35 protein-coding genes and 1 tRNA gene are annotated in these 21,916 nt (G+C 34.5%); 17 read left to right on the top strand and 19 right to left on the bottom strand.

From position 1 onward, the window contains the following. Positions 1-116: 116 nt before the first annotated feature. Positions 117-2,975, top strand: coding sequence for a valine--tRNA ligase (locus tag J3U66_RS04525; protein WP_267348177.1), 2,859 nt, complete (start codon positions 117-119; stop codon positions 2,973-2,975). A 51-nt stretch (positions 2,976-3,026) separates the two neighbouring features. On the opposite strand, the gene J3U66_RS04520 is transcribed toward J3U66_RS04525, so the two are convergent. Then, positions 3,027-3,698 (bottom strand): OmpW/AlkL family protein, encoded by a 672-nt coding sequence (locus tag J3U66_RS04520; RefSeq protein WP_267348175.1) that lies wholly within the window; start codon positions 3,696-3,698, stop codon positions 3,027-3,029. A 237-nt stretch (positions 3,699-3,935) separates the two neighbouring features. Here J3U66_RS04520 and J3U66_RS04515 point away from each other — a divergent pair. After that, positions 3,936-4,011: transfer RNA gene (locus J3U66_RS04515), tRNA-Lys, on the top strand. 24 nt (positions 4,012-4,035) lie between these two features. Here the strand turns inward: J3U66_RS04515 and J3U66_RS04510 are convergent. The 13 genes from J3U66_RS04510 to J3U66_RS04450 form a co-directional block, all read right to left on the bottom strand. After that, a complete protein-coding gene (locus J3U66_RS04510; RefSeq protein WP_267348173.1) occupies positions 4,036-5,082 on the bottom strand; it encodes a tyrosine-type recombinase/integrase in 1,047 nt (348 codons plus the stop codon). Next, positions 4,977-5,297, bottom strand: a complete 321-nt coding sequence (locus J3U66_RS04505) for a hypothetical protein (protein ID WP_267348171.1) — start codon at positions 5,295-5,297, stop codon at positions 4,977-4,979. Before J3U66_RS04505 ends, J3U66_RS04510 begins: the two co-directional genes overlap by 106 nt. A 100-nt stretch (positions 5,298-5,397) precedes the next feature. Continuing rightward, a complete protein-coding gene (locus J3U66_RS04500) occupies positions 5,398-5,562 on the bottom strand; it encodes a hypothetical protein (RefSeq protein WP_267348169.1) in 165 nt (54 codons plus the stop codon). A gap of 140 nt (positions 5,563-5,702) precedes the next feature. After that, the gene (locus J3U66_RS04495; RefSeq protein WP_267348167.1) at positions 5,703-6,479 is read right to left on the bottom strand and encodes a BRO family protein; all 777 of its coding nucleotides are present in this window, start codon (positions 6,477-6,479) and stop codon (positions 5,703-5,705) included. A 241-nt stretch (positions 6,480-6,720) separates the two neighbouring features. Continuing rightward, positions 6,721-7,170, bottom strand: a complete 450-nt coding sequence (ssb, locus tag J3U66_RS04490) for a single-stranded DNA-binding protein (RefSeq protein WP_267348165.1) — start codon at positions 7,168-7,170, stop codon at positions 6,721-6,723. A gap of 102 nt (positions 7,171-7,272) precedes the next feature. Beyond that, positions 7,273-7,605 carry a hypothetical protein gene (locus J3U66_RS04485; protein ID WP_267348163.1) on the bottom strand — a complete coding sequence of 111 codons (333 nt, stop codon included), beginning with the start codon at positions 7,603-7,605 and terminating at the stop codon, positions 7,273-7,275. Next, positions 7,595-7,888 (bottom strand): hypothetical protein, encoded by a 294-nt coding sequence (locus tag J3U66_RS04480; RefSeq protein WP_267348161.1) that lies wholly within the window; start codon positions 7,886-7,888, stop codon positions 7,595-7,597. Before J3U66_RS04480 ends, J3U66_RS04485 begins: the two co-directional genes overlap by 11 nt. Next, positions 7,881-8,435, bottom strand: a complete 555-nt coding sequence (locus J3U66_RS04475) for a DNA N-6-adenine-methyltransferase (protein WP_267348159.1) — start codon at positions 8,433-8,435, stop codon at positions 7,881-7,883. Before J3U66_RS04475 ends, J3U66_RS04480 begins: the two co-directional genes overlap by 8 nt. A gap of 184 nt (positions 8,436-8,619) precedes the next feature. After that, positions 8,620-9,183 (bottom strand): Nmad5 family putative nucleotide modification protein, encoded by a 564-nt coding sequence (locus J3U66_RS04470; protein WP_267348157.1) that lies wholly within the window; start codon positions 9,181-9,183, stop codon positions 8,620-8,622. 48 nt (positions 9,184-9,231) lie between these two features. Continuing rightward, complete coding sequence (locus J3U66_RS04465; protein WP_267348155.1) at positions 9,232-9,912, bottom strand: 3'-5' exonuclease; 681 nt, start codon at positions 9,910-9,912, stop codon at positions 9,232-9,234. Then, on the bottom strand, positions 9,912-10,553 hold the full coding sequence (locus J3U66_RS04460) for a Rad52/Rad22 family DNA repair protein (protein WP_267348153.1): 642 nt from the start codon (positions 10,551-10,553) through the stop codon (positions 9,912-9,914). The genes J3U66_RS04465 and J3U66_RS04460 overlap by 1 nt, the downstream gene beginning before the upstream one ends. Further along, complete coding sequence (locus tag J3U66_RS04455) at positions 10,540-10,701, bottom strand: hypothetical protein (RefSeq protein WP_267348151.1); 162 nt, start codon at positions 10,699-10,701, stop codon at positions 10,540-10,542. Before J3U66_RS04455 ends, J3U66_RS04460 begins: the two co-directional genes overlap by 14 nt. A 180-nt stretch (positions 10,702-10,881) precedes the next feature. Then, positions 10,882-11,268, bottom strand: a complete 387-nt coding sequence (locus J3U66_RS04450) for a hypothetical protein (RefSeq protein WP_267348149.1) — start codon at positions 11,266-11,268, stop codon at positions 10,882-10,884. Positions 11,269-11,505: 237 nt separating this feature from the next. Between J3U66_RS04450 and J3U66_RS04445 the strand changes: the two genes are divergently transcribed. Then, entirely contained in the window at positions 11,506-11,667 is a 162-nt protein-coding gene (locus J3U66_RS04445) for a hypothetical protein (RefSeq protein WP_267348147.1), read from the top strand. 9 nt (positions 11,668-11,676) lie between these two features. Further along, positions 11,677-12,135: a hypothetical protein gene (locus J3U66_RS04440; RefSeq protein ID WP_267348145.1), complete on the top strand. Its 459-nt coding sequence runs from the start codon at positions 11,677-11,679 to the stop codon at positions 12,133-12,135. A gap of 420 nt (positions 12,136-12,555) precedes the next feature. Here J3U66_RS04440 and J3U66_RS04435 read toward each other — a convergent pair whose 3' ends face one another. From J3U66_RS04435 to J3U66_RS04425, 3 genes are all read right to left on the bottom strand, one after another. After that, positions 12,556-12,972 carry a hypothetical protein gene (locus J3U66_RS04435; RefSeq protein ID WP_267348143.1) on the bottom strand — a complete coding sequence of 139 codons (417 nt, stop codon included), beginning with the start codon at positions 12,970-12,972 and terminating at the stop codon, positions 12,556-12,558. A 45-nt stretch (positions 12,973-13,017) separates the two neighbouring features. After that, complete coding sequence (locus J3U66_RS04430; RefSeq protein WP_065635067.1) at positions 13,018-13,821, bottom strand: hypothetical protein; 804 nt, start codon at positions 13,819-13,821, stop codon at positions 13,018-13,020. A gap of 71 nt (positions 13,822-13,892) precedes the next feature. Then, positions 13,893-14,543 carry a LexA family protein gene (locus J3U66_RS04425; protein WP_267348140.1) on the bottom strand — a complete coding sequence of 217 codons (651 nt, stop codon included), beginning with the start codon at positions 14,541-14,543 and terminating at the stop codon, positions 13,893-13,895. A 99-nt stretch (positions 14,544-14,642) separates the two neighbouring features. On the opposite strand from J3U66_RS04425, the gene J3U66_RS04420 reads away from it, so the two are divergent. The 10 genes from J3U66_RS04420 (at position 14,643) to J3U66_RS04375 (ending at position 19,126) form a co-directional block, all read left to right on the top strand. Next, positions 14,643-14,858, top strand: coding sequence for a Cro/CI family transcriptional regulator (locus J3U66_RS04420; protein ID WP_065635065.1), 216 nt, complete (start codon positions 14,643-14,645; stop codon positions 14,856-14,858). Then, positions 14,839-15,123, top strand: a complete 285-nt coding sequence (locus tag J3U66_RS04415; protein WP_267348137.1) for a CII family transcriptional regulator — start codon at positions 14,839-14,841, stop codon at positions 15,121-15,123. The genes J3U66_RS04420 and J3U66_RS04415 overlap by 20 nt, the downstream gene beginning before the upstream one ends. Positions 15,124-15,149: 26 nt before the next feature. Further along, a complete protein-coding gene (locus J3U66_RS04410; RefSeq protein WP_267348135.1) occupies positions 15,150-15,887 on the top strand; it encodes a helix-turn-helix domain-containing protein in 738 nt (245 codons plus the stop codon). Between the two features lie 2 nt (positions 15,888-15,889). After that, positions 15,890-16,543 (top strand): hypothetical protein, encoded by a 654-nt coding sequence (locus tag J3U66_RS04405; protein WP_267348133.1) that lies wholly within the window; start codon positions 15,890-15,892, stop codon positions 16,541-16,543. A gap of 25 nt (positions 16,544-16,568) precedes the next feature. Further along, the gene (locus J3U66_RS04400) at positions 16,569-16,727 is read left to right on the top strand and encodes a hypothetical protein (RefSeq protein WP_267348131.1); all 159 of its coding nucleotides are present in this window, start codon (positions 16,569-16,571) and stop codon (positions 16,725-16,727) included. After that, complete coding sequence (locus J3U66_RS04395; protein WP_267332670.1) at positions 16,712-16,894, top strand: DUF1187 family protein; 183 nt, start codon at positions 16,712-16,714, stop codon at positions 16,892-16,894. The genes J3U66_RS04400 and J3U66_RS04395 overlap by 16 nt, the downstream gene beginning before the upstream one ends. Before the next feature lie 2 nt (positions 16,895-16,896). Further along, the gene (locus J3U66_RS04390) at positions 16,897-17,397 is read left to right on the top strand and encodes a recombination protein NinB (protein WP_267348129.1); all 501 of its coding nucleotides are present in this window, start codon (positions 16,897-16,899) and stop codon (positions 17,395-17,397) included. Between the two features lie 151 nt (positions 17,398-17,548). Beyond that, on the top strand, positions 17,549-18,106 hold the full coding sequence (locus J3U66_RS04385) for a recombination protein NinG (RefSeq protein ID WP_065635058.1): 558 nt from the start codon (positions 17,549-17,551) through the stop codon (positions 18,104-18,106). After that, positions 18,103-18,456, top strand: coding sequence for an antiterminator Q family protein (locus J3U66_RS04380; protein ID WP_267348126.1), 354 nt, complete (start codon positions 18,103-18,105; stop codon positions 18,454-18,456). Before J3U66_RS04385 ends, J3U66_RS04380 begins: the two co-directional genes overlap by 4 nt. Positions 18,457-18,508: 52 nt before the next feature. Further along, the gene (locus J3U66_RS04375; protein ID WP_267348124.1) at positions 18,509-19,126 is read left to right on the top strand and encodes a type VI secretion system-associated protein TagO; all 618 of its coding nucleotides are present in this window, start codon (positions 18,509-18,511) and stop codon (positions 19,124-19,126) included. A 94-nt stretch (positions 19,127-19,220) separates the two neighbouring features. Here J3U66_RS04375 and J3U66_RS04370 read toward each other — a convergent pair whose 3' ends face one another. Next, positions 19,221-19,616, bottom strand: a complete 396-nt coding sequence (locus J3U66_RS04370; RefSeq protein WP_267348122.1) for an Arc family DNA-binding protein — start codon at positions 19,614-19,616, stop codon at positions 19,221-19,223. Between the two features lie 121 nt (positions 19,617-19,737). On the opposite strand from J3U66_RS04370, the gene J3U66_RS04365 reads away from it, so the two are divergent. The 3 genes from J3U66_RS04365 to J3U66_RS04355 all read left to right on the top strand — a co-directional run bounded on the left by J3U66_RS04365 (position 19,738) and on the right by J3U66_RS04355 (position 21,477). Beyond that, positions 19,738-19,923 (top strand): hypothetical protein, encoded by a 186-nt coding sequence (locus J3U66_RS04365; protein ID WP_267348120.1) that lies wholly within the window; start codon positions 19,738-19,740, stop codon positions 19,921-19,923. Then, positions 19,910-20,719, top strand: coding sequence for a Rha family transcriptional regulator (locus J3U66_RS04360; RefSeq protein WP_267348118.1), 810 nt, complete (start codon positions 19,910-19,912; stop codon positions 20,717-20,719). Before J3U66_RS04365 ends, J3U66_RS04360 begins: the two co-directional genes overlap by 14 nt. A 539-nt stretch (positions 20,720-21,258) precedes the next feature. Then, positions 21,259-21,477 carry a hypothetical protein gene (locus J3U66_RS04355; RefSeq protein ID WP_267348116.1) on the top strand — a complete coding sequence of 73 codons (219 nt, stop codon included), beginning with the start codon at positions 21,259-21,261 and terminating at the stop codon, positions 21,475-21,477. A 12-nt stretch (positions 21,478-21,489) separates the two neighbouring features. Here J3U66_RS04355 and J3U66_RS04350 read toward each other — a convergent pair whose 3' ends face one another. Next, positions 21,490-21,669 carry a ribbon-helix-helix protein, CopG family gene (locus J3U66_RS04350; protein WP_267348114.1) on the bottom strand — a complete coding sequence of 60 codons (180 nt, stop codon included), beginning with the start codon at positions 21,667-21,669 and terminating at the stop codon, positions 21,490-21,492. Between the last annotated feature and the right edge of the window lie 247 nt (positions 21,670-21,916).

Genomic DNA, 21,916 nt, shown 5'->3' with positions numbered 1-21,916 from the left:
GTCTCGGAAAATCGATTTAATCAACGACTTTATTCGTATAGCAATTTATTGTTATGTCTTTTTACTGTAGAATAATAGCCATTTTTATGCCTTGAATTAGGATTGATGCCTTTATTATGAAAAATACGACTTATAATCCACAAGAAATCGAACAACCTATCTATCAACATTGGGAAGAAAGTGGTTACTTTAAGCCTAATGGTGACAAATCTCAGCCTAGCTATTGCATTGCTATTCCACCACCAAACGTAACGGGTAGTTTGCATATGGGACATGCATTTCAACAGACCATTATGGATGCACTAATTCGCTATCACCGTATGCAAGGTAATAACACGCTTTGGCAATCAGGTACTGACCATGCAGGTATTGCTACCCAAATGGTGGTAGAACGTAAAATTGCCGCTGAAGAAAATAAAACTCGCCATGATTATGGTCGAGATGCCTTTATCGAAAAAATTTGGCAATGGAAAGCCGAATCAGGTGGTAGCATTACTAAACAGATGCGACGTTTAGGGGATTCGGTTGATTGGGATCGTGAACGTTTTACGATGGATGAAGGCCTTTCTAATGCTGTTAAAGAGGTTTTTGTAAGACTTTATCAAGAAGATTTGATTTATCGCGGTAAACGCTTAGTAAATTGGGACCCAAAATTACGCACGGCAATTTCAGATCTTGAAGTTGAAAATCGTGAAGTTAAAGGTTCAATGTGGCATTTGCGCTACCCATTAGCGGATGGTGCAAAAACGGCAGATGGTAAAGATTATCTTGTTGTCGCAACCACTCGTCCTGAAACACTATTTGGTGATACTGGGGTGGCGGTTAATCCTGAAGATCCTCGTTATAAAGATCTTATTGGTAAATTTGTTATATTACCTTTTGTCAATCGTCGTATTCCTATTGTTGGGGATGAACATGCGGATATGACAAAAGGTACGGGTTGTGTAAAAATTACGCCTGCTCATGACTTTAATGACTATGAAGTAGGGCGTCGTCATCAACTACCGATGATTAATATCTTTACCTTTGATGGTGAGATTCGTACGCAAGCAGAAGTATTTGATACTAATGGTGAGTCAAGCACCGCTTACTCAACTGATATTCCGACACAATTCCAAAATTTAGAACGCTTTGCTGCACGTAAATTAGTTGTTGCAGAGTGTGAAGTTCAAGGTATTTTAGAAAAAATTGAACCACATGATCTCACCATTCCTTACGGCGATCGTGGTGGCGTGGTCATTGAACCAATGTTAACCGATCAGTGGTATGTTCGCGCTAAAGTCTTAGCTGAACCAGCAATAGCTGCTGTAAAAAATGGCGATATTCAATTTGTACCTAAACAGTACGAAAACATGTATTTTTCATGGATGAATGACATCCAAGATTGGTGTATTTCGCGCCAATTATGGTGGGGGCACCGAATTCCGGCTTGGTATGATAATCAAGGTAATGTCTATGTTGGTCGTGACGAAGCTGAAGTTCGCCGTGAAAACGGTCTATCTGCTGATATCGAGTTATCACAAGATGATGATGTACTTGATACTTGGTTCTCATCAGCGCTGTGGACATTCTCAACCTTAGGTTGGCCAGAAAAGACAGATGATTTAGCGACTTTCCATCCAACTAATGTTCTTGTAACTGGTTTTGATATCATCTTCTTCTGGGTCGCAAGAATGATTATGATGACGATGCATTTCATCAAAGATGAACATGGCAAACCTCAAGTACCTTTTAAAACAGTTTATGTAACTGGCTTGATTCGTGATGAAGAAGGGCAGAAAATGTCAAAATCTAAAGGGAATGTTATTGATCCTTTAGATATGATTGATGGGATATCACTTGCCGATTTATTAGAAAAACGTACTGGTAACATGATGCAACCACAGCTTGCTGAAAAAATTGCCAAACGTACTGAAAAACAGTTCCCTAACGGCATTGAAGCCCACGGTACCGATGCATTACGTTTTACTTTAGCCGCACTGGCGTCCACTGGTCGTGATATTAATTGGGATCTAAAACGTTTAGAAGGTTATCGTAATTTCTGTAATAAACTATGGAATGCTAGCCGTTATGTATTAATGAACACTCAAGATCACGATTGTGGATTTAAAGGTGGTGATTTAGAGTATTCATTAGCGGATAAATGGATCTTAGCGGAGTTTAATCAAACGGTGAAAACATACCGCGAAGCATTTGATACTTATCGTTTCGATTTAGCGGCTAATATCTTATATGAATTTACTTGGAATCAGTTCTGTGACTGGTATTTGGAGTTAACCAAATCAGTATTAGCTAATGGCGAGCAAAATCAACAACGAGCAGCTCGTCATACGTTAGTAACAGTCCTTGAAGCACTCTTGCGTTTGGCTCATCCAATCATTCCATTCATAACTGAAGCTATTTGGCAAAGTGTAAAACCATTAATGGCCATCAAAGCAGATACTATTATGTTACAACCAATGCCTGCCTTTGATAGCAAATTAGCTGATAATGAAGCAGTTGCTGATATCAATTGGATTAAAGATGCCGTTATCGCTGTTCGCAATATTCGTGCTGAAATGAATATTGCGCCAAGCAAACCGTTACAATTATTGATCAGAAAAGCATCACCGACTGTGCATCGCATTATTAGTGACAATGTCACCTTTATAGAGTCTTTAGCAAGATTATCCGAAATTGTCTTGTTAGATGAAAGTGAGGCAGGGCCATTATCGGTAACCAAATTGGTTGATGGTGCAGAGTTACTTATTCCAATGGCTGGTTTGATCAATAAAGATGATGAGCTAGCTCGTCTTGAAAAAGAAATAGCTCGCATTGAAGGCGAAATTGCACGTATTGATAACAAGCTTTCCAATGCCAGCTTTGTTGATAAAGCACCAGCAGCTGTAGTGGCTAAAGAGAAAGAAAAACAACAAGGCTATGTGGCTGACAAAGCTAAATTACAAGAGCAGTATGAAGCAATAAAAAGTCTTTAGTTTGAAAAAAAAACTCTCGTTGTTACGAGAGTTTTTTTAGACCTGATAATATTAGAATTTATAACCAACACCAATCATGGCAACCCATGGATCAAGTTTATACTTGGCCGTTACTTTGGTATCACCTAAATGAGTTTTAGCTTTAGTTTCAATATCGATATAACGTAATTGAGCATTGATAAGCCAATTTTCAGTAATGTTATAATCAGCACCAACTTGCGCAGCTAATCCCCAAGAGCTATCCAAATCTAAACCATGAAAACCTACATTTTTAGCATCGCCACTCAGTTTTTCATCAAAGAAGAAAGTATAGTTAACGCCTAATCCCACATAAGGTTGGAACTCATAGCTACTATCAAGTGGGTAAAATACAGCACTTAATGTTGGTGGTAAATGCTTAATTTTACCAAGATGAGCACCCGCTAAACCAGTAGAGTTGCCCCCTCCAAGTTTTACACGATGACTAAATGGGGTTGCGGCGAGTAGTTCAATACCAAGATTATCAGTCACCATATACTGAAAGTTTAAACCAAGCTGTGTGTCCTTATCTGCCTTAGCTTTTAAATCACTTTTGGCTCCGCCTACTTTAACATGATCACTTGAATCTTTTGGGTGAACGTAAACAGGACCACCACGGACGATGATTTCATTTGCATGATGTGCATAAGCCATAGAACTTGCTAAACCCATTGACATGAGCATTGCAATAGAAGATATTTTCATTTTTGCCTCCTCGTTTTACTTCTAATCCATAATTTATAAATATGCAAAAAATGGAATTTTATTTAATGTTTTTCAGATTTTATGTCTAAAATTATTTTATTAGTATAACTCTTTTAATATTAAAAAAATATCATAATAAATTTGATAATTCTGCAATTTAGTTCACATTTTAAAAAAATGCCAATCATAATTTGCATTGTTTATTAAGTTTATATACAATAGCTCCAATTCTTTCGTGGGTTGTTAGCTCAGTCGGTAGAGCAGTTGACTCTTAATCAATTGGTCGCGGGTTCGATCCCCTCACAACCCACCATTAACAATATGATTTTTAACGGTTTTAAGCAGTTTTTGATTCTGTGCCGAAAAAGTCAATTGTGCTTTGTGACGTAAATGTGACATTGTTTGCAAACTCTAACATGTGATCAGCATTCAAGTGGGCGTATTTATTCACCATTTCTAACGTTTCCCATCCGCCAAGATTTTTTAACGTATAGAGTGGTGTACCCGCTTGAACATGCCAACTTGCCCAAGTATGCCTCAAATCATGAAAATGAAAATCTTCAATACCTGATAATTCACATGCATCACTAAAGTCACGACGATCAATATCATAAACACGTTTTAGAGTTGATCTTGTAAAAACAAAATCGCAATTGTTTTTAAATCTCAATTTTCGTATTAATTCAATCGCATCGTGATTTAACAACAAAGCTCTCGCTTTACCCGATTTGGCATTGTCATTTGTTACAGTAGCTACACGATTAACTAGATCAACGTTATTCCATGTTAGCGTAAATATCTCACTCATTCGTGCACCTGTGGATAATGCAAAAAAACAAACATCTTTCATCCATTGCAAACGCAGGTTTTGAATTAGAAGAGCAGCCTTTTCTTTTGTTATCCATCTTACTCTAACTTTAGGCTCTTTAACTCTTGGAACAAACGGCACAGAATCGATCCAATCTAACTTATATGCTAAAGAGAACATACGCATAATATCAGCTCGATATCTGTTTATTGTTGCGTTAGAAACTTTTTTACACGTTTTTTCAACTATAACTGGCAATGATTTTAGTATTTCTTCACCAGTTATAGATGATAGTTCACGACCTGCAAATTTTGATAAAAAGTATTCAGCTCGCGCTTGTTTCACTCTAAAACTTTTTTGCTCTTTACCATCTTTTAAAAATAAAATAACCGCTTCTTCAAATAGCCGTTGCGGTTTTTTATTTAGTTTCACAGTATCCCATAATTCAGCTTTTAGCCTGTCATGATACTCTAACGCTTGCCTTTTGTCTGTCGTGCCAGTAGATTGCCTAATTCTTCCGCCATCTGGCGTGACGATGTCAATGTGCCAGTATTCACCACGCTTTTTGATTGACATTTTTTTACCTCCTTAATTTCAGAGGTTAGCCTATTTGCATTATGATTTGCTTTGAACTTTTCTTCAAACTCTTTTTTATCAGCTAACCATTTCCCAACTTTCTTCTTTTCGGATTTAGATTGATATGAAAACCCGTATTCCAGCTTTCTCTCAAAGAGGTATGTATATGATAGTTTGGATATTTTAGAAGCTTCTTTTAGTGTGATAATCTCCATAATAATTACCTACTCAATCATCTCTCTTTGTTCTTTAGTGTAGTTAGTCATGTTTGGTCCTTAATTTGCTGTATCTCTTAATCTCTTTCACTTAATCACCTCATGCATACCATTTATCGATAGAGTCAAATATTGTTCTTATTTCAGGGTCTAGTTGTGCTAGAAAGTTAATTATTAAATCATCAGCTTCGCCGTGGCATATTTCCTCGTCAGCATTAGAGTTTGCTATACGGATTAATTCTGCTTTTAGTTCATCAATAGTCATAATCATTTCCTTTAGAAAATAGTTATCGCACACTAAATAATCAGCGTGAGAATTGATTTTAAATTAATAGGATAGGGTGGATATCAAACGAGTTATTAACAGATTCGGGGGATAAAGGGCTTAATGCCCTTTAAAAATATTTAGCAATGTCTAATTATTGGCAAAACATTGTTCCATTTATCGATAATATTTTTTGGCTGAATATGTGCTGTTTCCCGTTCAATTATTACTTTAGCACTATATAAAACTCGCTTGTATTCACGAGCCATAGAATAAAAATTGCCTCTAAAACCTGAGTCAATCATGCGCAATGCAGGCTCTATTAATTCTATTTGATATCGCATCCTTTCAGCGGCTTTATATAACCATGCTAAATCATACCAATCTTCGTCAGATAACCCGCTTCGAGAATGCACACCGCCTAACCACTTAATCGCCTCATCAAATTTAGAGGCAGGCAAATCTTGGTAGCGAGGGATTTTGAATTGTTCATAAAGCTTGGTGTAAATTGCTTGATAATGTTCACCTGTTCGGTAAGAACGTTCATTTACGGCTTGCTTGATTGCCTGTTGTTGCTCTGAATTGATAGTTAGCGAATATGAGCCAGTTTTGCGAATTGTTGGTAACACTTCATCAAATACCCAATTTTGGAATTCTACAGCTTCTTTTTTATTACTTCTAAATATTACACGATATAAATTAGGTTCATTGATAAAAGTTACCTCACGATTCTGCCCTCCCGACCTGATATACATTTTATGTATACCAGCTTCTGACATATTGAAACGACTAGCATTGGCATTTTTTATATGCAAAATCTTGATAACATCAGTAAGGCAAAATAAAGGTTCATTATTTAATAATTGAACACGAACTTGAGAATTATTGAAATTGAAAACTGATAGTTGATGTGACATGACTTTATACCTCGTATGTTTAGTAATTTGATCACTTAGTAGGTGATCGGGCTTCAACTACCGCATACGACGGCGGGACTTATTTCTCTTTCGAGTATTGTATTACGTCCTCTCGACCCGATCATAGATATGATCAAATACCTAAAAAATAGGTATAAAAAAACCGCTAATCTATCGGGTGCGGAAGGCCGCGTATGTTGTAGTATTAACAACTATACAACCCGATAAAATCATTGTCAAATTAAAACGGAATAGAATTATCATCAAATTCTGTTGGTGGCTCATCTTGCGGAATAGGGTGATTAATTGGTTGTTGTGATTGCTGCTGGTTTGAATCATCACTACGAGAGCCTAAAATCTGCAATGTTCCACCAATAGGGTTGATAACAACTTCTGTAGTGTAACGATCTTGTCCTGATTGGTCTTGCCATTTACGACTCTGCAATTGACCCTCCAAATATACCTGCGTTCCTTTTTTAACGTATTCACCAGCAATTTCAGCTAATTTACCAAACACGACAACTCGATGCCATTCAGTACGATCTTTCTGTTCCCCAGTTTGTTTATCTTTCCATGATTCTGAAGTTGCAACACTGAAATTGGCAACAGCGCTACCATTTGGCATGTAACGGACTTCTGGGTCTTGTCCTGAATTCCCCACTAGAATTACACGATTAATTCCACGTGCCATTTTTATTCCTCGCTCTTAATTTATTTGATACTTGAGGGATGCTTAAACCTTGTTTATATAATGAGATTAGATTCTCATTGTCCATTTAACCTCCATTTGGTGTCACAGTGATGCACTAATAACAGCACGAATTACTACCCATCTTTCATCTTCAACCATACGCTTGATTTTTTTAACTTCGATTGGGTGTTGATCACGGAAATAACATTTACAAAGATTATCAGAACAATAATACCCATTAATTTGAAAGGTACGTTCACCAATCGCAACAATGCTTTCAACACACATTGTTAAATTTGATGACGGAAAATATTTATCTTCAAGTCTTTCTCCGTGATGAAAAATATACGCAATTTCTTCTTGTGTTAATTTGATTGTATTATCTATTTTATTCAAAATCTTTTTTTCAAAATCGCTAACTTTTTTATTCGCCATTTTCTTTCTCCAATTGGTTTTTAGCATTTTCTAATTCCATCACCTTGCGCATCTCCTCAAGCACTAAGAGGAGCGATTCTTTCAATTCATCATAGTGGGCGCTCACCTTAAGTTCAACATCGCTTACTTCGAATGTCATTTCGTCGATAGATTTTGGCGAGGATAAATAACTAAACGGTTCGTTTTCTAACTGATATAATGCCGATTCTTGAGTTTCAGCTTCAATTTCAAATTGATATTTTGCGTTTGTAGTTATTACTAAAGTTCCTGTGAATCTAGCCATCTAAACCTCTCTTATAATTAACTATTACATTCCCGCACTTGAACGGTACAATTAAAATTAAACATGTTTCAAAATTACAGCTATTCACGGGTTTGGTGCCGTCAGGTAATAAATACTGATAACGACCGTCGGGAACGTAAATAATGCAGTCTTGACCGTGTACATTTTCATGCCATTGCTTGGTTGCAGGGGTGTATGGCAGAACCATTAATACTGACTTTCCCCATTTTTTAGATTGTTCAATCGCCTTATTAAAAAACTTCCATTTTTGAGAAAAGGGCGGATTACAAAACGACGTCGTGAAAATAGGGCTGGAGCAATCAGAATAATAATTATCAGAAAACCAATCTATATCACTCAACGCATCCTGGCTTTCTAACAAACACCAATCGCTGTTTTGGATTTGAACGTCTTCATCAGAGCAACAAACATCAATATCGAATCCCTTAGCTCCGATTAGTTTTAATGCGTCATCAATCAATTCTTGTGGCGTTCGCCAGTAATCCTTGCTCTGCTTCTCTGTTTGTGATTTGTTTAATATTGCCATTTAGTTGCCTGTAAATTTAGTTAAATCAGTTAAGTTTGTCACTCTGTCGCCAACGGCGTGACTACCGTCATAATTGAATTATTAAAACACTGACTTGCATATTTCAAATTAGTGCGCTCTCTATAAGGAATAGGTCTCTGCTAACAGCTAATCATCAACGCATATACCAGACGAAAACAGTAAATTAAGAAGAAATGCCAAGCTTGTTATTTAAATCTTCAATAACTACGGCAGGTAAATTGATGATAGCTATATCAGTTTCTATACTGCCTAGAAAATTAACTGATTCTGGCCATATTTGTTGTAACTTCTTTAGAGTTGCACATCTATCTAGGAGAGCCAGAATCTCAAGCTTCAAATCATTTTTTTGTTTAATTAAACTATCTTTTTTATGCTCTAAATCTAAAAATCGTTTTGTAAACTCATGCTCTGCCGTATAAGTAGGATTTTCTTTTAAATCATAAAAAATAACACCGTCTGGAGTATATAAATTTGTATACATTCCACCGAAAACACATTTAATGTAAGAAGTTTCAAAAAAACCTCTAAAATTAAACGGTAGTTTTTTAACACGTTCTACTATTTTACACATATCTTCAATTTGTTCATTTGTCGCATTATCGTTATAAACATCAAGTGTCAATTTCGATAATTGGCTATTCACCTCTGCCAACTCTTTATTTACTGGTGATTGCTCAATTGCTTTTCTACAAATTTTCTCTTTAATTCTTTTGGTTAATCTGGTCATTGTTTTACTCCTTTTAAAAAGCCGTCACTTAGACGGCTATTAGCTTAATTAAGTTATGTTTTGAAACATTATTCTTTTATAAATGGCTCGGACTTTTTCAACATCAGCGGCACAATATTCTGCAACTTCATTGATTTTGCCCGCTTGCACAAAATCCCATACTTTCGAGCCGTCTATCGCGTCGCCTTTCGTTGGTAAACCCAATGACATACAAATCTCATTGAGAGAGACAAAACCACGTTTTCCCACCCATTCGATCATAGTGTCGAATATATACATATTGTTATAAGATTTGTTGTTGAGCGGTAGAAATGATGGTGGATTTACTCCTAAAACAATTGCGCGTTGATAAATAAAGCGTAGGTCAAAATTTTCGATATTATGACCAATAAAATTAGGTATTATCTCTGCGCTTGGTGTGTAGCAATTCTTCAAATCATTAAAAAATGTTACCAAAATTTCTTTTTCAGATTCAGCCCATTTATCATAATAAATTGTTTTCACATCACTATCGTTAATAGCGTAACCAATACATACTATTTGACCAAAACCGCCGTTTAAAGCGGTTTTACGATATGCTGGCTCTTTATTCTTCTCAACCCAAGCACTGATTGCCTCAGCGGTCTTATAATTTGCTGGAGCTATCAGGCTGTTGTGAATATAATTTTTTATATTTTCAGATTGTGTCGGGATGGTTTCTATATCGAAATAAATGTTAGCCTGCCTCATTATTGTTTGTTCTCTAATTTATGTTTATATCTATCGCTCAATGATTTGAGCTGATCACCTACGCCCAACACATCACAACGTTTATAGTATTTTGCGAAAACCGTTTTTAGCTCATCCTCTGACTTGCAGTTAGCAGCCTCTCCATCAAACAGCGACAAAATATACTCAACTGGTAATGCCCAGTCTGGAAGTGTTGGAGTTTCCCACCAAATATATGTCCCGTCTTTTGTTCGCGTTCTATTCCATCCATCAACTTTTTCCAAAGAAGTCTTAGCAAAGCCTTCTTCTAAATCATACAGATATCTACCAATTCCCCATTGAACACCTGCACGTTTCATTGCCCCAGAAATACCGCCTTTAACAGCCTCTATTTGGGTGTTTTCTGCGCCGTCTTTTTTTGTTATCCACTCACCATTAATCTTGATTTTTATACTGCACATAACCCCCCCATCAGGGGCTGGGTCGTAATCGTTTTGCCAATTTTCTTTTCCGCAAATTTCATCAAGCCGTTGCTGAATAGCTCTGTTTGTTACATACGCTAAAACCATACACCATGGTTTATTATTCGAGATGCCGCATTGCTGTACTCTCCATTCAATATCTTTGGGGTGGAAAGGAGCATCTAATTTAGCTAATTCCATGATTTACCTCGTTTAAATGTGTGTCGTTTTCTTGTTTTTGAACCTGTAAATTTGCCAATTCTGTTAAATCAACCTTATAAGCTTCTGCTATATCAATAATCACTTTTGACGGAATCGGTAATGAGTTATAAATTTCTTGCCATTTCATTTTTTAATCCGTTGCGATCTGAAACATCCAGTGAATCAACATAAATAACATGCCAATCGTTAGTACACAGGTACAAAAAAGGGCGTACATTTGTTCACCCTTGTTTAGTTTATAATCATTTCTAAATCGGTCTGTTTGATAAACATTACAGCCGGCATGGTCTGTTGGTATCGTGTTCATTTATACCCCCTCGGGGCGTTTTGTGAGAGATTTTCGCCAGTCGATGCGGTCTGTGTCTATAGCTAAAATATTTAAGGTGTAACCCCACGAATCAGTGTGCCAACACTCACCGGTGTTGTATGGTTTTTCTTTATAAAACCACACATCACCTTCTTCATCCATTGCTGCCCATTTCCATTCTTCACCTATCATCGCCCACATTTCTTTGGTGATCGGTAATTCGTGGGATTTGATACGGTAGATTGAATCTATACAGATAACATCACGCGTACTTATTGACCAATCACCAATTGAATTCAGAATCTGAACTTCAATTCCCTGCATTTTTGCTAATAAAATTTGAATCATATATTCCTGCTCTACATTCTGTGGTGTTAATTTATCCATTGTTTTGTTCCTCTTTTAACCAAGGTTTGAAAATTCTGTAAAAAAGCCCCAAACTTCGGGGCAAATAGGATGTAGGATGTGCCGTCTTTCCGAGCTGTCAATATTCGTAAGAACTCTTGTAAAAGCGCTTAGGAATATGCCTGAGTAATACTGCAACACGCTCAGGCTCGTGCTTCCTTGACAACCACGTACAAGGATTTAGAATATGTATAACCACGTACATATAAGGATTTGATTATGAATGAAAAAAATAAAGTTATTCTTAATGATCACAAACCAACGAATATGGTGAGACAACCCACGGGTGACATCATTAATAACCATAAACAACCAACAAATGTTAGAACGCCATCACCCCCGCCACCCCCAGCACCAAATAATGGTGGAGGTAAGAAATAGGAGATTAAAATGACAAGAGAAGAAACCATAGACAGGATTATTTATTCTTTATATCTTGAAAAATTATTTGCAAGATTAACTGGGAGAATAGATAGATTAATATTATTACTAATGTTTGTTTGTGGTTCGACAATTGTCTTTAATTTTCATCCAACTTTTTTTGGTTTGTGCATTGTTTTTCTCACAGGTATTCAAGGTAAATATCGATTTGGTGAAACATCTTCCTTTTCGTTATCACAACAATATAAATATCAAAAATTATCAACACTAGCTTATAAGTATAGTGATGATGAACTTATAGATAACTTGTTAGATATTGAGAAGGAAGATAAAACTCCATGGGCAATACTTGAGAATCCAGCAATTTTACTCGCTCAAAAAAATTTAAATGTACCATTAGAGCAACAAATAAAACTCACAAAACCAGAAAAGGCATTTGCATTCCTAGCAGGTGGATGTTGTAAATAACATCAAACTAGATATCTCTCACTGAAAGGCATTTAGTTTGATTATTTATCGTGTCTTATTGCCGTCATCCTGACCCGCCAAGCACCCGACGCATGGTTTAAAGTCGCGCCGTTCGACTATCTAATCAAAACCGCAGTATGTTCATATGCCCCTGCTAGCTACTTGAATCTTCTTAACTTGTTAAATAACTCGTAGTCTTGTTTAACTTTGTTGTTAAGTTGATTTGTTTTGATGTTTAATAATTTAAGATATCTAAAATTAAATGTCAATAAAATAATTAAGAAATCTAAAATATATTTAAGAAGTATAAAATTGGTTATATTAGGAGTCAGGAAATCTAATTTGTAAAAGATTTAGGTTTTTAGATGTGTTTATGCGGATTTTAGGCGTGAAAAAACCCGCTATGGGCGGGTTCGTAATTTATTTTTTTATCGATAAATTAATAATTTGTATAAATGCTAAAAAAACACAGATTAGGCTTGATATTGTCAATGCAATTGATATATACAAAGTGTTGGTGATTATGGGGTTAATGAAGCACATTATTCCTGAAAAAAAAGTTAATATTAACTCGATAAACATTATTAAATAAAATAGAATAAGCGCCTTAAAATAACCATATTTTTTAAACTTATTAATATGATTTCCATTTATGCCTAAAGCAATAGTTAACGATGCAATTAGAAAACCCAAAATGGTTCCGGAAAATTCGCAGATAGAAGAACCATAAGCTTCAATATTTATTTCCTGCACGATGCTTAGGAAAAAATAAGAAATTGTAAATCCAATAGCATTAGATATTGTTACCACGATTAATGGTATAATGGTTTTGCTCATTCAACAATCCTCCTGAGCATATTATACTGTGTTTATGTACAGTGTCTATTGTTTTAGCAATTCTTTTATTATTTTCTTTGAGTTTTGATATCTGGATTCCATTGCAAAAGGAATTTCAGAAGAAACTTTGTGATCGACGTGGTCACATAATATGTTTTCATCTAAATATAATTCGACTGCATGATCTGCCATTTCTTCTTTTGCCATGAATTTCATCTTTTCTATTTCGTTCATCTTATTTTCAATTAAATATTGTGTTAATTTTTTAATATTTTTACCTCTTTTCGGTTTAATTGTAATCTCTAAGCAATCCAATAATTCTTCATTTACACCACTAATACCAAAAAAACCAAGCACTCCAGAACTTTTAGCTTCAACTTTTATAGTGGTTTTACCTATAAATTCAAGTTTCATTGCTGTTTCTGCTGTTACATTTTTGCAAATCGGTTCAAATATTATGTGCCCATTACTTGCATCCATGTAAGAAGAGTTAATGTAACTATAAAATCTATTTATTTTTGCCGATAATAAAGTTGGACCATAACCAATTATGTTATTTTTTATAATAAAGTATGAAGAAAAACCAATACTTTCATCTTTATCTAGTATTGATTGAATTTCTGTTACAGAAAGATCTTGTGTGTTGATTTTTTTTATTAAATCAGTGCTGTTGATTTTTACAAAAACATATACGTCTTTTAAAATCTTAGCAATAAATTCACTTGAATATGCATGCTGATTTTTGATTATATTATCTACTATATCTTTGAAATTAATGTCTATTTTTTCTTTTTTATCTTCGTCAGAATTTTCTTTCTGCTCATAAACTTTATAATAAGATATTTTCATCCTAACTCCTTATATTCTAGTTATTTAGTTATTTATTTAAAAATCAACCATTTTCGTACTTATTATTTTTATCATCTTTTTCTTCTAAATATTCTATGCTCAACCATTGTCCCGATAATTCTTATTTGTTGTTTTAATGTACTCATAATTGTGTAGTCTGGATTTAATGGAATAAGCTCAAACTGCATTCTTTCATGCTTATCATAGCCCAGTTCTCTATATTTTTTAAATGTGGCTTCAGACTCTCCGTTCATTGCTACTACAAATTCGCCTGGTGTTGGTTTTACAGCAGGATCAATAATAACAACATCACCTTCTTTAAACTCAGGCTCCATAGAATCGCCTTTAATTTGTAATGCAAATGCTTTATCCGATAATTCTAATGAGGTCATAATATATTCAAATCCAGTTGAATCTCTTAATTCACAAGACTCTGTCCATACTCCTGCTTGTACATAACTAATAAGTGGAACTTTAAATGATTTTAGTGATGCGGGAACGACATTGGTTTCTTCTCCGCCATTTAGAAGCCATGCAAAATCACACTCAAGAGCTATTGATAAGTCGAATAAATTTTTAGCGCTGGGTGATGTTGTATCTGATTCCCATTGTGATATAGAACCATGACTAGCGTCCTGTAGAGATTTAGCCAAGTCTTTTTGCGTAAGATTTAATGCTTTTCTTCGCCTACGTATTCTTTGACCAATTGTTTCTGTTGCCATATGACACCTCTTTTTTTATTTAAGTTATCTTAAATCATATTGACTTAAGATTTCTAACAATGTAATATTTCAGAAAACTAAAATTATTGGGTTTAAATTATGCTAAAAAAAACAGTTCTAACTTATTTTAAAAGCCCCAAAAAAATAGCTGATATTTTGATGATTAGTCCTGCTGCTGTTTCTCAATGGGGAAAAATAATCCCAGAAAAAAATGCTTATCGTCTACAAGAATTTACTAATGGAAAATTAAAAGTAGACAGTTCTTTGTACCGAAAAATTAACAGAGACCAAATCAATGGAAAAATTATCAAATAAAGCAGATGAAAGATCGAGAAAGATTGAAAGCATAATCTTGCAGCGTCTTGCAGAGAAAACGCAAACAACTATAGCTCTAGAACTGGAAATGAGTGAATCGAAGATATCTAGATTAAAAAATGATGATCTTCCAGTGATTGCAAAGTTAATTACTTGCTTAGGGTTGAAAGTTGTTCCTGATGATTCGTTAGAAGTTTCGCAAGCAGAGCTTAAATCGATAAAAACGTTAGCAAGAAAATACTTAGAAATTGATGAAATGATATAAAAAAGCCACTAATTAGAGAGGTATTCATGAGCATGTTATTAATGGTTGAAGCCATGAAATTAAAAGTTGGCAATCCACTTAGAAAATTGGTTTTAATTAAATTGGCTGATAATGCTAACGATAAAGGCGAATGTTTCCCGTCCGTTTCTTATATTGCTGAACAATGCGAAATTTCTGAACGTTCTGTACAAAATCATATCAAGCAATTAGAAGTCGATGGATTACTGAAAATTGAGAGTAGAAAATCAGAAAATGGGTTAAATAAATCTAATATTTATTACCTCAATTTTAGTGGTGCAAATCCTGCACCCTATGGTGCAAATGGTTCCAGTAGTGGTGCAAATGCTGCACCTAGTGGTGAATCTCCTGCACCATCCTATGGTGCAAATCCTGCACCCATAACCAGTCATATTATTGAACCAGTCAAAGAACCAGTCAATAACCTAGTTATTAACGGATTCGATTTTTCTGGACTTGATGGCATGTTAGAAAAAAATTTGATTGATGATTTTATTAAATTTAGAAAATCGATAAAGAAACCTCTAACCCAAGGCGCTGTTAATTATCTAATTCGAGAACTGAACAAAGCTGTACGAGCTGGGTATAACCCTAACGAACTTATTGAAATGACTTTAAGTCGGGGTTGGCAAACATTCGAGTATAGGTATTTGAACAATCAGCAACAAACACCTAATTGCACACAATCAAAATTCATGACCCTTGCCGAACGTAACAGGGCAGTTTTAGAGAGTATGAGGAGTTAATCATGGCAAAGATTACAGATGATTTTTTAGCTGTCATTGGTGGGCTTCTTGAGCTATACGGACAGCAAGCGAGTACAACCAAAGTCAATATTTATTGGTCAACGCTGGGTCAATACCCGATTGATTCATTGCGTAGAGCTGCTAACACGTGGGTACGTAAAAGTGAGTTTATGCCGAAGCCTGCTGATTTAATAAATCTTATGGGCAGATCGAGTAACCATTTATCACCCGACGAGGCTTGGGCAATAGCAATACTTGCCAGTGATGAAACTAATACGGTTGTTTGGACTAACGAAATAGCAAAAGCTTGGGCGCAAGCTGAAATTGTTTATAAAAATGGCGACAAAATTGGAGCGAGAAGAACATTTATCGAGGCTTACGAACGTTTAGTTAATGAATCAATGATGAGCGGAAGAATTTCAGAAGCATTTGTGTCACTTGGTAGTGATAAAGCAAAGCGTGCGGATGCAATCAATCATGCTGTTTTTACTGGTTTATTAACTCAAGAAAAAGCTAATTACTATCTACCAAAACCAGAAAACACTATCGCAATGCTTGAGTTTAAAGATGATCAAATTTCAGCAAAGAGTATGGAGCATATCGCTAACATTAAACAAATGTTAAAAACAGGTCGGGTTTGTGTTACGACGATTTAATCACTGCCCACAGGGACACTATCACATGCTCGACAAAATAGCGTATGACTATGTGAGAGCGATTAGAGAACACGGTGCAAATATAGCAAAAATTAAATATGAACTAGCAAAACTAGTTAAAAAATATTCTGAAGAAGATAAAGAAAAATTAAGGGAGTTAATACAAAAATGGCTTACAAGATAACAGCAGAAATTAAAAAAGGGTGGCAAAGTTGGGGATCAATTGTTTTACATCGTGATTCTAAGATAACTGAAAAATCATTAATTAAAAAACTATCTACAGTTAAAACGCAATTCGGTAAATCTAAAGTTGATGTGCATGTGCGTAATTTTACATGTGAGAGGGTTTAGATATGATTAAGGAAATTCGATTAACTCATGAAGTTGCACGTAATACAGCCATAAATTTTATTAATCAATTACCAGTTGATAGCGAACATCCGTTAAGAATCGTTATTGATGAAGAAAAGCACAGTTCAATTCAATTGAAGAAAGTATGGGCAATGGCTGGTGATTTATCTGAGCAAGCCATTTGGTTTGGAAAACTTAGACCTAAATCAACATGGAAAAATTTACTAGGCTATCAAGCTTTAAAGGACGAGGCAGAAGAGAACGGGCAATCATTCGAGTTTGAATTTTTACCTTGCTTAGATAAATCAACTCTTTTGAGTGATTACATTTCAATTCGGAACTTAAATAAAAAAATGTTTATCAGAATTATTAATATTGCATTGCAAACTGGTGATGAATTAGGTGTGAAATGGAGCAATGAAGCCAAGGAAGCAATCAAACTAGCTGAGCAATATAAAGACCAATTATCAAAGGTAGGAACATGCCCAAAAAACACAAACTAATTAAAACAGGTTTTAAATGTCCGGAATGCGGCGGTGAATGCGTATATGACATGAATTTAGATTTATTTGTTTGCAATCGTCCTTTGGTCAGTGTTAGCGGTGATGTTAAAGGCTCTTGCGGAAAGTTTTATATGAATAAAGAGAAAGCAAAATGAATAAAAAGCACAATATTAAAATGAAAAAATGCAAAGCGTGCGGTAAGAAATTTACATTATTTAATTCGCTGGCTCAAGTTTGTTCAATTGATTGTGCTATTCAGTATGCAAAAGATAACAAAGTTCAGGAACGTGTTAGGCGTCAATTGAAGAAAATAGCTAAAGAGAAAATTAAAACTCGCTCAGATCATCTAGAAGAAGCACAAACTGTATTTAATGCATTTATTCGAGAAAGAGATAAAAACGAGCCGTGCATTAGCTGTGAACGCTATCACAATGGGCAGTATCACGCAGGACACTATCGAAGTGTTGGCGCATGTCCAGAGTTACGCTTCTGTGAACTCAATGTTCATAAACAATGCTCTGCATGTAACAACCACAAATCAGGGAACATAATTGAATATAGAATTAATTTAGTTAAAAAAATAGGTGCTGAAAAAGTTGAATGGTTGGAAGGACCTCATAAGCCAAAAAAATACACTATAGAACAAATTAAGCAGATTAAAGCTGAATATAAATTTAAGTTAAAAGAATTAAGAAGAGGGGCGCAATGAGAGAAACTAAAGATATTTTAACCGCATGGAAAAATACCCGTGTTTTAAAGCGTATGGGAACAGAATATCCATCCAAATCAGCAGGCATAGAGGGTGCGCCTCGTGATTTTGATTATCGTCAATATTTGACAGAGCAAGAAGCAGAGGTTGTTGATAATGCTGTACTTAGACTTAAAGCTGATAATGTTGAGCGTTGGGCTATTTTAACTGCTTTTTATCTTCGTGAAATCTCTTGTAGTAAACAAGCGCGAATATTGGGTAAGCAAACAACAGAAATAACTAAAACATTACTTGCCGCAGAATGCTTTATTAGAGGTCATATTATTGAATTGTTTACAAAAGTGGCATAGTTGATTTAGTAGATGAAATTTCATACCATTAACCAAAAATTAAGGAGATGGTATGAAAAAGATCTTATTTTGTATATTGATGTTTCCATTTTTTGTTTTTGCTGATGATGAGTTGCAGTCAAAAATTGATTCATGTAAATCAAAACCTAATAAAGATGAACGTTTGAAATGTTATGATAGTTTGTCTAATGTTGAAACTATAGTAATACCTACACAAGGTATAGGGCAGTGGGGAATCTTTAAAGATACATCGCCAGTAGATGATAGTTTATCTGTATATTTAAGCTTAGATGCGAATGATTATATAAATGTTGGTTATAAAAAATTTAAACCTATTCTTATTATTAGATGCAGGGAGAATGCGACATCAGTTTTTATTAATTATGATATTTTTTTAAGTAACAAACCAATTAAACCTTTAACTAGACTTGATTCTGAAAAAGCTATTTCTGATGTGTATTGGGGGACGTCAACTGACCATAAAGCCATTTTTTATGATAGCTTATTAGGCGAGGGAGAAGCATCAATAAAATTTATAAAGAAATTATTAGATAAAAATAAATTTTTTATTCGTGTTACTCCATATAGTGAAAAACCAGTGGATGCTACGTTTGACTTAACTGGTATTAATGAAGCTATAAAGCCGTTAAGGGCTGTTTGTGGTTGGTAGAATAAAGTTATTAGGCTTATTTAAATTTAGTTAATTTGTTTTATTGACCATCAAGAAATTCAAACCCTCTAAGAGGGGTTTTTAATATAAGGTGTTAATCTTTTTTGGGGAAAATAGCTCTAAGCTCTTCCACTCCAGAAGTTATATAATTTAAAGCTCTTTCCATTTTCATTCTTGCAATTTCTTCATTTTTGCCGCCAGATAAAGAAAATGCTTTTGCTAATTCACTTTTTAACGCATCGTAGGAGTCTCTTAATTTATCGTATTCGCTTGTAATAGCTTCAAGCTCATTTTTATAACGGTCAAGCATCAAAATATCATTTATAATTTCGCGTAAATTTGTTTGAGTGATATTTTCAATAACTCTAGTAAGTTCAAGCCGATCAACTAACTCATTATTCAAGCTTCTTTTATTTACCTTTGCTTTTTCTTCTAAATAACTTCGTAAATCTGATGGTAATCTTGTTGGGAATGGTTTGATTGTAGTCATCTCATGATTCCTTTTGATTCATTGCCACAATATAACTATTAAAAAGAATATTGACAAGTGAATCATTATGATCCAAAATAAACATAAAAAATAAGTGTAAATATAACAAAGGAGAATCACTTTGATTCAAAATGTATGCAAAATTAAATCATTCCCGACGCGAATGCCCGATGAATTGAGAAAATGGTATGAAAAAGAAGCTGAGTTATGCAAAAGATCGCTAAACTTTGTGATAGTAGAAGCTCTTACAGAACATAAAGAAAACAAAATCAAAAAAGAAGAGGAAAAGAAAATTGCAAACATCTAAAAAAGCAAAAACCCCAAGTGCGCCAACACCTGAGGTTCAATCATTAATCCCACAGCAAAGAGGAATCAAATCTATGAAAAATGATACATCTTTAGTTAATAAAAGTCAATTGACCATGTCTAGCCGTGAAATTGCGGAGTTGACAAATAAACGTCATCCAGATGTAAAACGTGATATTAAAAATATGTTAGAACAGTTAGAAATAGGTGTGAGCAATTTTGCTCATACCTATAAAGATGTTCAAAATAAACAACAAACAGAGTATTTACTCCCCAAAAAATACATTGAATGTTTATTAACTGGCTACAGCGTTCCTTTGAGAATGAAAGTTATTGATCGTATGCACGAACTAGAAGAAGCGATAGCTCGGTCAACAAATAAAAAAGCAACAGTTTCACAAAAACACATGGGCTTAGCTGAATACAGAAAAGCCAGAGCAATATCAATGGCAACTAAATCAGCAGAAGTTATTTGTAATCGATTCAATAATCTTAGCAAGCCATCTCAGCAAGTTATCTTTGCAAAAATGGTTAATAGTTCAGTAAATGAAGAATTAATCCCTATGCCAATTTTGGAAAACAAAACATTTTCAGCTAGCGATGTGGGTAATATGCTTAATATATCTTCAAACATGATTGGTCGTATAGCTAATAGGCTCAACTTAAAAACAGATGAATATGGAATTTTCGTATTAGATAAATCCCGCTCATCCGATAAACAAGTTGAAACTTTTAGATATAACGAAAAAGCAATAGATGTAATCAAGAATCATCTAATTAATAAAGAAATCGCTTAACTAATTATTATAAGCCCCATTATAGGGGCTACTTGAGGATGTAGAGATGAAACACATTATTGATAATTTCGACTATGAAATAATAGTTAAAAATTTAGAGCAAGCGAAATCATTAGCATATCTCATGGGGAGTAACGTTAATGAAAGCGAAGATAAATCGAATATATTCTGGTTATTACAAGACTTAGTTAATTGTGCTTTGCGACTAGTTGAAGATTCTAAGTCGTTCGTTTAACCCTTTTTTTAGACCCTTTTTTAACGAATTGATTATTATTAATTAATTTTCACATAATAAAAAAGGGTTATTATTTCAAAAATGGCTAAAATTCAGTTAAAACAATAGACTATGTTTGATATAATCTAGTTTACCGCTGCATAAGTGGTTTAGAAAATTATAACAAATAATTATTATAAATAACTTAAACACTTGACTGTTTAAACGTTTAAACGGATAATATGTCTATAATGCGGTTCATAACGCATAAAATATAAGCTCACTAAATAGGTGAGCTTTTTATTATTCATATGCGAGTAATTTTATGAGAACAAGAGCATATAGACGACATCAAGTTAAACGATGCTTAGACAATAGAAAAAATGATTTTTGTTCTGGTGATTCCAGAAAGTCACTTAAAAGACACATCACTACACCAACAACATGTTCTTGTTGGATGTGTGGTAATCCAAGAAAACATCTAGATGAATTAACATTACAAGAACAACGCTCATTATTGAATTTAAGTGAAAGCCTCAATTAAGAGGCTTTTTTACTAAAGTGATTTTTTGTACATTAAGATCGCTTCTTCAATGATCTTACTTTGTGATTTTTCAGTCTTGGCACTTAATTCTATTATTAAGTCAATAATCTCAATAGGCAATTTGTATCCTTTTGATTTTACGCCACGTTTTTCATCACTTTTCTTTTGAATTACAGCTCTTGATAATGCCATATAATCACCTTGATTTCTCATACTATAGTTGTTATATTTAAGGTCATCGGCGAGGCTTTCGCCCCGCCTTTGATTGGTTAATAAACTGAGAAGCTCAAGCTTATTAAAACCAAGAGAAGTAAGATCTGGTACATCTTGTTTCTCCCTTAAGCCCCCATCGAAAGCTGGGGGTTTGCTTTATCAACTCCCTGTTGATGTTTATAATTATAGTCGCACCTACTTTTAAAGTCAACAATTATTACCAAAA

Origin of the sequence: Gilliamella sp. B2969 (assembly GCF_026536195.1) — a bacterium.
Lineage (GTDB): Bacteria > Pseudomonadota > Gammaproteobacteria > Enterobacterales > Orbaceae > Gilliamella.
Note: the sequence above shows the minus strand (reverse complement) of the source record. Positions and strands in the feature narration are given on the sequence as shown.